Annotated in this window: 12 protein-coding genes and 3 pseudogenes; 7 read left to right on the top strand and 8 right to left on the bottom strand. The window is 49.0% G+C overall.

The features are described 5' to 3' along the window. Positions 1–112 precede the first annotated feature (112 nt). The gene (locus I6L53_RS23235; protein ID WP_084196684.1) at positions 113–1,102 is read right to left on the bottom strand and encodes a RepB family plasmid replication initiator protein; all 990 of its coding nucleotides are present in this window, start codon (positions 1,100–1,102) and stop codon (positions 113–115) included. An 859-nt stretch (positions 1,103–1,961) separates the two neighbouring features. On the opposite strand from I6L53_RS23235, the gene I6L53_RS23230 reads away from it, so the two are divergent. From I6L53_RS23230 to I6L53_RS23870, 7 genes and pseudogenes are all read left to right on the top strand, one after another. After that, complete coding sequence (locus I6L53_RS23230) at positions 1,962–2,231, top strand: type II toxin-antitoxin system TacA family antitoxin (RefSeq protein WP_001275015.1); 270 nt, start codon at positions 1,962–1,964, stop codon at positions 2,229–2,231. A gap of 3 nt (positions 2,232–2,234) precedes the next feature. Beyond that, positions 2,235–2,765, top strand: coding sequence for a GNAT family N-acetyltransferase (locus I6L53_RS23225; protein ID WP_042325762.1), 531 nt, complete (start codon positions 2,235–2,237; stop codon positions 2,763–2,765). Positions 2,766–3,824: 1,059 nt separating this feature from the next. Continuing rightward, positions 3,825–4,460, top strand: a pseudogene (locus I6L53_RS23880) (hypothetical protein); the annotation flags it as partial. A gap of 147 nt (positions 4,461–4,607) precedes the next feature. Next, positions 4,608–8,177 carry an autotransporter outer membrane beta-barrel domain-containing protein gene (locus tag I6L53_RS23220; RefSeq protein ID WP_232231117.1) on the top strand — a complete coding sequence of 1,190 codons (3,570 nt, stop codon included), beginning with the start codon at positions 4,608–4,610 and terminating at the stop codon, positions 8,175–8,177. 341 nt (positions 8,178–8,518) lie between these two features. Continuing rightward, positions 8,519–8,902 carry an IS66-like element accessory protein TnpA gene (gene tnpA, locus I6L53_RS23875; protein WP_042325760.1) on the top strand — a complete coding sequence of 128 codons (384 nt, stop codon included), beginning with the start codon at positions 8,519–8,521 and terminating at the stop codon, positions 8,900–8,902. Then, positions 8,899–9,246: an IS66 family insertion sequence element accessory protein TnpB gene (gene tnpB / locus I6L53_RS23210; protein ID WP_042325758.1), complete on the top strand. Its 348-nt coding sequence runs from the start codon at positions 8,899–8,901 to the stop codon at positions 9,244–9,246. The genes tnpA and tnpB overlap by 4 nt, the downstream gene beginning before the upstream one ends. A 49-nt stretch (positions 9,247–9,295) precedes the next feature. Then, a pseudogene (locus I6L53_RS23870) lies at positions 9,296–9,367 on the top strand (hypothetical protein); the annotation flags it as partial. A gap of 383 nt (positions 9,368–9,750) precedes the next feature. Here the strand turns inward: I6L53_RS23870 and I6L53_RS23205 are convergent. The 7 genes and pseudogenes from I6L53_RS23205 to I6L53_RS23175 form a co-directional block, all read right to left on the bottom strand. Next, complete coding sequence (locus tag I6L53_RS23205; protein WP_156970478.1) at positions 9,751–9,921, bottom strand: hypothetical protein; 171 nt, start codon at positions 9,919–9,921, stop codon at positions 9,751–9,753. An 80-nt stretch (positions 9,922–10,001) separates the two neighbouring features. Next, positions 10,002–10,199, bottom strand: coding sequence for a hypothetical protein (locus tag I6L53_RS23200; protein WP_042325754.1), 198 nt, complete (start codon positions 10,197–10,199; stop codon positions 10,002–10,004). A gap of 80 nt (positions 10,200–10,279) precedes the next feature. Next, complete coding sequence (locus tag I6L53_RS23195) at positions 10,280–10,543, bottom strand: hypothetical protein (RefSeq protein WP_042325752.1); 264 nt, start codon at positions 10,541–10,543, stop codon at positions 10,280–10,282. Positions 10,544–10,605: 62 nt separating this feature from the next. After that, complete coding sequence (locus tag I6L53_RS23190; RefSeq protein WP_000143805.1) at positions 10,606–10,896, bottom strand: type II toxin-antitoxin system RelE family toxin; 291 nt, start codon at positions 10,894–10,896, stop codon at positions 10,606–10,608. After that, positions 10,886–11,140, bottom strand: coding sequence for a type II toxin-antitoxin system RelB/DinJ family antitoxin (locus I6L53_RS23185; protein ID WP_042325750.1), 255 nt, complete (start codon positions 11,138–11,140; stop codon positions 10,886–10,888). The genes I6L53_RS23190 and I6L53_RS23185 overlap by 11 nt, the downstream gene beginning before the upstream one ends. 158 nt (positions 11,141–11,298) lie before the next feature. After that, positions 11,299–12,002: pseudogene (locus I6L53_RS23180) on the bottom strand (tyrosine-type recombinase/integrase). Between the two features lie 85 nt (positions 12,003–12,087). Continuing rightward, the gene (locus tag I6L53_RS23175; RefSeq protein WP_052425434.1) at positions 12,088–12,483 is read right to left on the bottom strand and encodes a hypothetical protein; all 396 of its coding nucleotides are present in this window, start codon (positions 12,481–12,483) and stop codon (positions 12,088–12,090) included. Between the last annotated feature and the right edge of the window lie 358 nt (positions 12,484–12,841).

Below are 12,841 nucleotides of genomic sequence, written 5' to 3'. Positions count from 1 at the left end.
GGACAGTACTCATCACGGCTTATATAATTTGTAGTGAGCAGAACACTCGCCAGAAGCAGTAATATAAGCTGTAGTAAGTAAACAATGACGGTTAACTCACTACAGCTTATGTTCAGCGGGATTTGAAGAGCTTTTCCAGGTCATCAAGTGTGATGCCAAGTTTTTCAAGCAGCGCCAGTTTCTCAGTCATCTCCGGACTGACATCACCCGGTGCAGCGGGTAGTTGAGGGTTCTCCGCACTCTCATCATGAGGTGGTTTTAACTTGGGCCGCCGGTAGTGAATACAGAAGAGTTTGGTGCGTCCCCGCTGGATTTCAGTGTAATTCAGATAGCCAATCTCCCGGAGTTGCTCCATGGCACGCCTCACCGTCTGGTTCTGCGAGAATACAGGGGATTTCAGGTTCAGGCGGGCCCGCAGACGTGCCAGCGATATGGGCGCAGGATCCCGCGGCAGACTCTCTATAAAGGTATAAAGTGCCTGGGCGGACTCACGGCGCTTCAGAGCATTGATGGCCTTGAGCTGCAGCAACACTTTCCGGTCAAACTGATAGAGTTCAAACAGGCGCGGATCGGCCTGTAACTGGACGACATCCTTCTCCGTATCATAGTAGGCCGACTGCACCAGATGCGTGATGTATTCTTTGGTGTGTTTTTCAGTCGTGCGGGAAAACGAGATCACGGTACCCGCGATACGTTTGAGCGAGGGGCTGATACGCTCCCGAAGTTTGCGGGACGACTGGCTTGAAGGGATACCACACAGTTTAGCGAACTCGACGAACGGAAGTTCCACTTTATCCCCGATAACCTTATGTCGGGCAAAGGAATGAACGATCCCGACCCAGGTCTTGAAATCGTTATCCATATCAAGCCGTGGGCCGGTGATCTCGACCTTATCAAAGCCTTCAGCTCTGGCAAGAGAAAGGCGCGTCAGCTCTTCCGTCGCATCTGTACGGGAAAGCGTATTTTTTTTACTGTTTTTTAGTGACTTGAGTGTGGGAACAAAAACACCAAGCCGCATCAGCGCCACAGGCTGTACCGTGTTGCTGCCGTTAGGCGTAAGGTTAACTATTTCGCCGGAGGATTTATCCACCTCTTCAAACAGTTTTTTTATGTCCAGATTGTCCTTGTCCAGAGCGCCTCCAATCGGTGGATAGTTTAAGAATAAAAACAGCCACTGTTATCATGTTATGGCCTGTAAAGCGTCAGGCAACTGGCTTCAGTTTATACACAACCTTGATGAACTTTCAGAGGATATACTCACTGTAGTTTATATCACTGGCTCATTACAGCATATCCTCAGCATAATACAGCTTATTGTATACCAGTTACAGCTTATGATTAACCTGCTACAGCTTATCTGATCATACTCCTGGCTCAGTCCTGACGCGGCCTTCAGAGGTGTCGGGATCTTCTTTTGATCTTCCAGGGATCGCTTTAAGGATCTAATTACTGGATCGAAGAACTGTATATGTGGATAACCTGCTGAACAGAAAGGTAATTCAGACTATTCTACAATGATCGTCTTTTATCCTTGCAGCTGCGCGTAACTGCTCCCGTCAACTTCTGTTCTCTTGCGCTTCCTCGCCGGTTCGCGGGCTAAAGCCCGGTCACCGGACTGCGGCGAGCACTGATGTGTTCAGCCCTCAATGTAAAGTATGTCGTACCTGAATTTCTCGCAGAAGCTATAATATGGCGGTTACGTAGTTATGATCAGGATAGTCTGAGCCTGCTCAGATTAACGTCGTGGGTCTTCTCACTATACCTTTACGTGCTGTACTCGGGTTTAGTAACAACTTGTGGTTGAAACCTGCATACCATAATCCTATTATGCTTGTACGGCATACTTCCGTACATATTATCGGAATATTACTACAGACCTGGATAAATGATATCGCCTTAAGGCCCGGCCCCAACAAAACTGTCCGCCCTTTCAGAAGTAAGAGTGGTCAGGGAGAAAAACCATGTCAGCACTGAAGAAGCAGCGCATAGATCTGAGATTAAATGAAGACGACAAACACATGATCGAAGAGGCTGCAGCAATGACTAACCAGTCAATTTCACAGTTCATGGTCAGTACTGCTTCAGAACGCGCTGCAGAAGTTATTGACCAGCACCGTCGCCTGCTCCTCAATGAGGAGTCCTGGAACCTGGTTATGGAAGCAATCACTAATCCGCCGGCACCGAATGACCGACTGAAACGAGCCGCTAAACGTCTCCAGGAACTGGAGTAACAAATGGACGGTTTAAGGATTGAGATTTTTTCTGAGGAAGTTGAATATGAATTAAGCAACTTCGATTGTGGAGAAGAGTATCTGAATACTTTTCTCACTGCTCATCTGAAGCGCCAGCACAACAGTAAGATTTTACGCGGCTATCTGCTCGTGACGAGAGAGGATAAACCACGTGTTATGGGGTACTACACGTTGTCTGGCAGTTGCTTTGAGAAAACGCTGCTTCCCAGTAAGACACAACAAAGGCGAGTGCTCTACAAAAACGTGCCGAGCGTGACTTTGGGTCGTCTGGCACTTGATAAAAGCATTCATCATCAGGGATATGGAGAAACACTTGTTACCCATGCTATGAAAATCGTGTATCAGGCCTCGCAAGCTGTGGGTATACACGGAATGTTCGTGGAAGCGCTGAACGACAACGCCAAAAAATTCTACCTTCAACTGGGTTTTATACAGTTAAAGGAAGAAAATTGTAATTCGCTTTTCTACCCGACAAAATCGATTGAAGAATTGTTCGAAGTAAGAGATGAATAAAAAATCAGCTTCAGTAAAAGAGCCGATAACCCTCAGTTCCGGATCTTTCAGAAGCGCCCCGGTGCTGTACACCACGAAAACACGAGATGTAGCGGCTCTATCCGCTGCTTTTCTGGAGAAGCGGAACACCATATGTTGTGTTACTTCCTGCCAGCCTGTAAGCGTGAGATGATCACTCATCTGATAACCACCGGCAAAACTAGTTGACGTCTAATACCTCCTCCCGCTCTGTCCGACAGAAGACAGGATAATGTTGCCTCTTTTCACTCAGAATCCCTTGTTCTGTATATGTTCACCGTTACCGCATTAAACGAGACTGGTAATTCTGATAAGATGAGAATAATTATCATGACATATGATTTATCATTAGACCTTTCGGAAATACTTTGTAATTAATCGTAAAGTATAATTTTCTTAAAATTAACATAGTGGTTTGTTTTTTTTTACAAAAAAGAAAGGTATGAAGAGATTAATTACGCTTATTTGTATGGAATTGTCATTTATGTTCTAATTTTGTTTGATTTAAGAGAATTATAGAAAATAATTTTAAAAGCATAGCTAATGTGATTTTTTGAAAAAAAAACGAATAATGTATATTAATCACTCAGCGCAGTTATGTGCAGAGAAAGAGTTATACCATCTGCCAAGTCAAGTAGTGATACATGGCGTTAAATTATTTTCTAGGGGGTTCTACATGCGAAAAGGTCTAAACTTAAATATCAGTATGTATTTTGATGCTCTAACCACTTATTAACAATGGTAACTTCACGTTAAATGTTTTTATATTTACCGAGGGCGACGCCATCAGGGGTGAGATATTTATTATTGTATTTCAAAGGGAGGGGGCATGGCAATTATATTGCCAGTCCTTGTAAAGCTCCCCGCTGGACTGTAGTTTTGTTTGTGTCAGACACTTCTTATGATAGTAATATGATGTAAAAGTGAGCATGGCACAAAGTATAGAAGTACCCTGTTCTGGGAAATCCTGAAATTATATTGCATCTCTTTGGTAAAGCACATTATTTTTTATTAAACATGAAAGTATGATATGGGAAATTAATGAAAAATCAAATTCAAGATAGAGATAAATTATCTGTCGGTACATCATTGAGTCCGGTTGCAATTTCCGTTCTGGCAGCTTTATTCAGTGGTGTAGCCTTTGCAATACCAATTGATAACAACCAGGAAATGATAGTTGAGACGCAATGGACCGATACTTCATCAACCAGTGTAGGATATATAACTGATGGCCGGTTAATAATAACTAGTGGCGGTGAATTTTCAACTGGTCTTTTAAGTGTCGGGCGAGGTGGCTCTACCGGGGTTGTAGATGTGATAAATGGTGGTACTCTTCTTGTCAATACAACAGCATCCTACTCTAATCCTTTTGATATAGGTGGTTCTGGAAATGGCGCAACGGGAGCAACGACAAAGAGTGGTACCGGTTTCCTGAATATTTCCGGAGAGGGTAGCACAGTCATTTTCTCGCAGTCTGGAAGTTATAATACCGCCTCGCTGCAGATTGGAGCATACAGTGGACAGGGGTATGTATCTATAACGAATGGCGGGAAATTATTAAGCACCAGTGAAAAAGAAGGCATCTGGCTCGGCGCTCGCAATGATACATCCAACAACGAGCCGGCAAGAGGAACTGTACTTGTTGATGGCACAGGAAGTGAATTACGTTCCGGACACCGCATCATAGTGGGTACATATGGGGAAGGTTTTCTGACGACATCTGGTGGTGGTTTAACCCGTGCAGAGAACGATATTACCGTGGGAAACCAGAGTTCAACACTCCCTTTTGACAGCATTTTAAAAGTCACGGGGGAGGGCTCTGTTGTGTCCGCAGGTCAGTTCATCACTGCAGGTCTGGCGGGTAAAGGAACTTTAGTTGCGTCTGATTCCGGTGCTTTACAGGCGCAAAGAATAATTGTTGCCAGCAATACCGGCGCCGTCGGCGAACTGGCCGTCGGTGCACGGGACGGTGACACTGCAGTCACTGCCGGTGCAATTGACGCACCTGAGATTAAATTCGGAGCCGGTACTGGTGTGCTCACGCTGAATCACACCAGTACTGACTTTACGCTGGATGCCGATATCAGCGGTTCAGGTACGGTGAACGCCCGGAACGGCATATCTGCACTGACCGGTGATAACTCGGGCTTGCAAGGCAACATTAGCATTGATACCCCTGCCACTCTGGTGATTTCTGCACAGAACAATATCGGCACAAACGATGTCACCCTGTCCGGCGGCACGCTGGCGATTGATACCGCACAGGACTGGCGGTTTATCAATCGCCTGAATGGCCATGGTACACTATCAGTCGACACCGCCGGTAACCGGTTTGATTTTGCCTCCTCTTCGCTGACGGATTACTTCAGTGGCGTGCTGGCCCTGAAGGACACCCTGTTTTATCTGGCTGGTACTAATACGAATGCCCTGAAAAACACGCTGCTTAAACTCGGCAGCGGCAGTGAGGTGACTGTTGAATACGGACAACAGACCATTGGCGGGCTCGCTTTTGACGGCGGTAAGATACATATGGGCAGTATGACTCCGGGTCAGACCACCACCTGGAGCAAGGTTCACACAACCGAAGAACTGGATCTTTCCGGCAGCGGTACCGTTCAGACTAACTTCGCCTATACCGCTATAGACTACTCGCCGGTACCTGAGGGCACCATTCCCCTGCTGTCACAGGATGACGGCAACATCCTTGTACAACTGATTTCCAGCGAAGGTAGCGTCACCGGTAGTGGTGGCAACCTGAAGCTGAACGATGGTAACGGTAATGAAATCAGCAACGGAGGTGTTATAACCCGTATCAGTCAGAACGGTAACATCGTGGCGCAGGGCACCTGGGATTACCGACTGACCGGAGGGAACAACAATGACGGGCTTTATATAAACTATGGCCTGACGCAGGTGGAGCTTCTGAATCAGGACGGTGAGGCACTGGTGCTGAACAGCGAGAGCCGTACCGGCAATGCTGCAGATCTGAGCGCCCGGCTGACTGGTGCCGGGGACCTGGCCATCGACACCGGCGCAATGAACACATTGTCATTGTCTAATCTGGAGAATGATTACACAGGTATCACTGATATCCGCAGCGGAACACTGCTGATGCGGAACGATAATGTACTGGGAAATACGGCCCTGCTGCAGATGGCGCAGGGTACCGGTCTTGAGATGAACGGACACAGCCAGACGGTGGAGCGGGTGGACATCGCGGAAGACGCGCGGATCGATCTTGACGACGGCAGTCTGGATATCAGTCAGGGTGGACAGATCAACGGAGACCTGACGGGAAGCGGCGCGCTTGCCCTGAACGCTGGAACACTGGAGGTGGACGGGGCCAACGATTCGCTGAGCGCAGCCGTCACCGTCGCAGAGGGCGCCACGGTAAACCTGAATGCGGTTCAGGGGCTGGGGACCGGCTCACTGGATCTGGCAGGGCTGGTCAACGTAGCGGATGCGGAGGGCGTGATGGTTAACAGCCTGAGTAATACCGGCACGCTGGCGCTGCATGCCAGTCTGGTAAAACTTGCCGGTAATAACAGCGATTTCAGCGGGATTTTCATGGTCGATGCCGAGAGTAACCTGATGGCATCCACTGCGGGGCATCTGGGGGATGCCGCCGTCGAAAACGAAGGGCTGCTGACTCTCACCACCGGTGAGGACTGGCAACTTGGTAACCGCATTACGGGTACCGGTGATCTCCTCAAAGAGGGCACCGGTACGGTGGCACTGGGTGTAAACAGCACACTGTACAGCGGAACCACCGACATCCGCCAGGGCGGCCTGACGTTTGGCGCCGGAGATAATTCCGCCACGCTGGCGTCCTCACAGGTCAACGTCTATGCAGAGGGCGCCCTGGCGGGTAACGGTACTGTCTTGGGTAGTGTCGGTAACCAGGGGATCCTGCAGGTGGGGGCATCCCCGCTGGAAGCCGCCACGCAACGGACGCTGATGAGTACCTTTGCCGCAGCAGAAACAGACAGGCTGACGATTAACGGCAGCCTGACGAACAGCGGGCTGGTCCGTCTTGCCCGGGTTTCCGGTACTGCTCAGGCAGGGAATCAACTGGTGGTGAACGGTGATTATGTGGGCAATGAGGGACATCTGCTCTTTAATACAGTGCTGAATGACGATGCTTCCGCCACGGATCATATGACCGTGGCAGGGAATACCACGGGCACCACCCGTGTCAGCGTAAACAATGCAGGGGGAACCGGTGCACAGACCCTGGAAGGGATTGAGTTGATCAATGTGGGAGGGCGCTCAGATGGTGATTTCATTCAGGACGGACGTATCGTCGCCGGAGCGTACGATTATTCTCTGGTGCGTGGTGAGGGCGCAGCGCAGCGCAACTGGTACCTGACCAGCATGACAGAAACCGTGGAACCGGAAGAATCCTGGACACCAGGCGGTAAAGCACAACTGCGCCCGGAAGCGGGTAGTTATCTTGCTAACAGTCAGGCTGCAAACACGTTGTTTATGACCCGTCTGCATGATCGCCTCGGTGAGACGCAGTATACTGACGTGCTGACCGGAGAGAAAAAAGTCACCAGTATGTGGATGCGTAATGCCGGAGGGCACACCCGTTTTAAAGACGGCAGTGGTCAGATCGGTACGCAAAGCAACCGCTATGTGCTGCAACTGGGTGGCAATCTGGCCCAATGGAGCACAGACGGTCTGGATCGCTGGCACATTGGCTTGATGGGGGGTTATGCCAACAGCAGGAGTCGCAGCGAGTCGGGGCTGACAGGTTATACCTCGCGCGGACAGGTCGATGGCTACAGCGCCGGACTGTATGGAACCTGGTATGCAAATGAGGCAGATAAAACAGGCATCTATGTTGACAGCTGGGTGCTGTATAACTGGTTTGACAACACGGTGTCAGGTCAGGGCCAGGCCACGGAGAACTATAAATCCCGCGGCGTGACCGCATCGGTGGAAGCCGGTTACAGCCTGAAGCTGGGTGAAAGCGGCCGTAACAGCTACTGGCTGCAGCCGCAGGCGCAGGCGGTGTGGATGAATGTGCAGGCTGACGACCATCGCGAGAAGAACGGCACCCGGGTGGCGGATAACAGCAGCGGAAACCTGCAGACCCGACTGGGAATGAAGGCGTACATCAGCGGCCACAATGCCCTGGATGATAATAAAGGCCGGACTTTCCAGCCGTTCGTGGAGGCAAACTGGCTGCACAACACCAGCGATACACGGGTGAGGATGGATAATACCAGCAACAGCCTGAGCGGGACGAAAAACGCCGGAGAAGTGAAACTGGGCGTGGAAGGTCAGATAACACCGCATCTTACCGTGTGGGGCAATGTGACACAGCAGGCGGGTGACAAGGGGTACAGTGATACATCAGCCATGCTGGGCATCAAAGCATCATTCTGATGCACCGGACAACAAGACCGGGGAACATTCCCTGATGCCTATCGTTTAAGAAGACTTGAACGATCCTTTCAGTAAGAGACAATTCGGGTTCAGCCCCTCTGAACCCGGATTTTTCTCCACTTATACACCATTTCCTGTGGAGGTGGTCAGCAACCGGCTGGATCGTAACGTTGCGGTGAACTCGCATTGACTACAGAGGCCACTCGTGCAACGCCAGTTCCCTGCTGACGGTGATTTCGAGTCAACAAGAGTAGGCAGGTAAGCGTCGTCTGAGTACCGTCTGGTCCCGAATTCAGGATCCTGTAACTTAAGCACCCACTTATTTTGCAGGTGGACACCTCATGCGCGCCAAAGAACGACTTCCCCGGAAACACTATTCCCCTGAATTTAAAATGGAACTGGTCAGGCTGGCCCTTGAACAGGAAGGCAGCATTGCCGCACTGGCCCGGAAACATGACGTCAATGACAACCTGCTCTTTAAATGGATAAGGCTCTGGCAGCGTGAAGGGCGGGTCTGCCGGCCCCGAAAAAATGCATCGTCGCTTCCTGCCCTGATACCTGTGCAGCTTCGGGCAGAGCCTTCCTCCTCAACGTTCGAACCACCATCCTGTTCGCCTCAGACTGCCTGCCATATAACATGTCGTGGCGGGGAAATAACGCTGATCTCTCCCTCAGTTGAGCTCATGAGTACTGTCCTGCGCGAGTTGATGCGGGGGCCTTTATGATAAATCTTCCCGCCGGCACAAAAATATGGCTGGTTGCCGGGATCACCGACATGCGCAATGGCTTCAATGGTCTCGCCGCAAAAGTGCAGACGGCGCTGAAAGATGATCCGATGTCCGGCCACGTCTTCATCTTCCGGGGACGTGGCGGCAGTCAGGTCAAACTGCTGTGGTCCACCGGTGACGGGCTGTGCCTGCTGACAAAGCGACTGGAGCGTGGTCGTTTCGCCTGGCCATCAGCCCGCAATGGCAAAGTGTTCCTGACGCCGGCGCAACTGGCGATGCTGATGGAAGGTATCGACTGGCGACAACCAAAGCGGTTACTGACGTCCCTGACCATGTTGTAGCTCTCTTTATCCTGGTTGTCGCAGAATAAGTCTGGTAAAATACGGGCTTATGAACGACACCTCTTCTGACGACATCCTTCTGCTGAAACAGCGCCTGGCCGAACAGGAAGCGCTGAACCATACCTGAATGTGACAGGCTGACGCGCCCGCCGGGCTTGTCCAACCCCTCGCCTGCCCAGAAGCAAGTTCTGAACAGACTCACGGTTTTCGTTACTGGTCAACAAATCCTGGAGATCTTCAATTACTGGAAGGTATTAGAGTGGGCTTAGGGTAGTCCTAATTCCTCTTAGTAAAAACTCCGTAGATAGTCATGATCAAACCCAGAAGTCCAAAAATCATTGGCAATGTAAAGGACATTCCATCAAGTTGATTATCCACTTCAAAATTTGAGGCTAAATTAATAAAAACGATTAAAGCGGAGGTAATGATGAAAGCAATGCCTATCCTTATAAAATCATTTTTTCTCATTAACAAATCTTTCCTGTAATTGTCGCTTTATAGCTATTACGTTTTTTTAGAGTCTGGCGTACTTGCTGATTTTTCAGTTCGGGTGAACATAATGCCAATCATCATTAAACCAGCAACATACATTGAACCAATAATAATGAACGATACTAATGGTTCATTTGCACAAAAACTGAAAATATCCTGAATTTGTCCTGAGAAATCAAACATGACAACCTCATTAGGGCATCAGACTGAGTACGCTAAGTATACTAGAGCAGATCCCGCACAGCCAGCAGAAATGGACGGAATTACCCGTCTATCCCGGAAGGATATTTAGCTACGCGAATCCAGTAGGCTGGTTCCACAACCCAAATTCCGCAATCATAAGCGATAGCCTTACGGTGACAGTTAATCAGCCAGAACGTCCATGCAACAAAGCGACTATTCCCACGATAGATGGTTTTATTCCCTTCTGGCATGACAGCATAACGAGGTTTCTTGTTCATAGTTCTATCCCTTATGTTGTGCTCAAAACAACCTGGACGTCCAGGTTGCGCATGAATGAAACGGAAGACATAAGAACTGACTATGATTTGGTAAATTTTAAACAAAATGAGATAGCAATAACAACAAAAAAAGTAAAAACTAATACCCAGTTTGATGGTGTTGCGTATAAACCATTCATTATTTTATAACATGTAAACAGCACGGAAAATACAACTAACAGTGCAAATACTGTTTTAAGTAACCAAGATAAATTATCACTACGGCTTTTCTTAGTCTGCATTTTTTCTCTATCATCAGCGAATTTAATCATTTGCTGAATTTGTTTTTCGTGATCCATGTTCATTGTAGTTTCCTGGAAAATTTTTTCTGATATGTTGAATACAAATGCAATACACTTGTATTCTTTTATAAAAGCCGCTTACGGGCCGTTTCATAGGCTTTTTCGTCTTCCCGTTTACCTACAGCGACCACCCATATAACAATCTCGTCATCGATAACCTTGTAAATCAAACGAAAACCAGATGCTCTCAGCTTTATTTTAAAGCAACCAGCCAGATCACCATGCAGTCGGGCTGATTCCACATAAGGGTTTTGCTGAAGCTTTTTTAGCTTCTTTTTGAATTGCTCGCGGATCGTCTTTTCGAGCTTATTCCATTCTTTAAACGCCCTTTCGTCAAATTCAACATTAAAGGTCATCAACGTTAACCCTGATCCGTCTGGCCGGATTTTTCAGTCTTTCCCGAACGACTGCCAGAATATCAGCGTCTTCATCATCATCGCTTACCATCACTGAGACTTCAGCAAAGGGGAGTTTTTCGTTCTCAGCGACATACCGCAGGAACAGACGAAGTGCGTCTGAAGGTGACAGATTCAGTTTTTCAAAAGCCTGATAGGCCTCTTTTTTCAGCTCGTCATCAACGCGGATCTGAATTGTGCTCATTGCTAGTACCCCGATTATATCGTGTACAGTTATTATACATGCACTACAAACGTAATTACAAGTGTAGTGCGATTTTTGACTAGCCAGCACGCAATGGTCACCACCCTTTTTTTGGCGGCAGAATAATAAGTGAATGACTTATGTAATACATAAGTATTCTATCTTCGTGTCAGAAGATGGTTGTAATCACGGTGATCCAGTGAAAATGTGACACCCAGCTGTGGCGCCACGTCCAGCGCAAAAACCTTCAGATACACCTCCGTGCTTTCATAGCGTTCATGCCCCATATAGGCCTGGACGACTTTCGGCGGTACGTGGTTGAAAAACAGATGCATGGCAAAACTGTGCCGCAGCGTCTTTGGATTGATGGCCGGGAGCGCAAATTCAATTCCCTCCTCCCGGGCTCTGTCGATCGCCTGTTGCATCCACAGCCAGGCTGTTTTCCTGCTGACTGCAAACAAGGGGCGTCGTCGGCCGGTTCTGAACGTGGCCAGATAGCGGCGAAGCTGATCGACATATGCGGCATCGAGCAGCGGCACTATGCGGGCTATCTTTTCATCCGCTGACGGTCGTCCCCTTCCCCGCTGGCGTTGTTTCAGTGTGCGTAACCGGATGCAGGGGCGTGGACCATCAAGTTGCAAATCCTCCGGTGTGATGGTCAGAGCATTCAGTAATGCGGGCTCCGGTGTTCCACAGTGTGGCAAACAGCATACGCTGGCGCTCATCCGGCAGATAATGCAGCAACTTCGGGCGCCAGCAGATATTTAGGGAGATATGGCTGCAGCAGCGCCATACCACGCAGCGCGATGACTGTTTCATAGTTCGTCGCAGGGACAGGGCTGTCGCCCGCTATCATCAGCATTCTTCCCTCCCCCTTCTCGTTTATGTATTGCATTAGAATTACTTATGTAATTCTAATGCAATACATAAACACCCTCTCAGGTCAGTTAAATCGCACCCATGTTTTTCGCCTCAGCCATAAACGTCTCATAATGGCTTTCAGGGACGACGACCGGGATTGTTCTGCGGTTGTACAGTTGCATCAGCAACAACGTGCGATGGCGACCATCCGATACGCCAGAGTCCCTGACTGAAACCTGCGGGTATTTGACAGTACCTTTCGCGATGTAGGTTTTGATCCTGTGCCACCGGCGCGGGTCGATGCAGAATGCACCGTCACCGAGAACGCTGAGAAAGGCTAGTCCGTCGACCTCAACTATCCTCACTGGCTGATGACGAAGCGACCGGGGCAGATAAAACTGCAGGTCCTCAAAAGCCGGAAACGTGAGGCCCGACTCATCCCGGGGGATCGCCTCAAAGGACGTAAAGGGATACTTCGTCATACAGGTCTGCATAAAGGTGTCCAGGTCTGTCTCGATCCTGGAGAACCATTCCGGTTTGGGTAAAAACGCTTTATCCCGCTCCCGCATCTCTCTGATTTTGTCGCCGAACAGGTTTTCCTAGCTGATGTTAACCTTCATTCTGCACTCCGGTTGCTGAATAAAAACAAAAACAAAAACAAAACCACGGCCCGGCAGGAACAGCAACATCGGTATCCCGGGGGGGGTCACGTATCAGTCGCAATGTAATTCATTTGTATTACACAGGTTCGCTGTGCAAATTCTGTCGGGTAATACCCCTGCCAGTTATAAATTATTCGCGTAGCGTAATCACGACTTTCATACTTATTCTGACACCTCC

Source organism: Citrobacter farmeri (assembly GCF_019048065.1).
Lineage (GTDB): Bacteria > Pseudomonadota > Gammaproteobacteria > Enterobacterales > Enterobacteriaceae > Citrobacter_A > Citrobacter_A farmeri.
The sequence above is the reverse complement of the archived record's forward strand: the minus strand, read 5'-3'. Positions and strand labels throughout refer to the sequence as shown.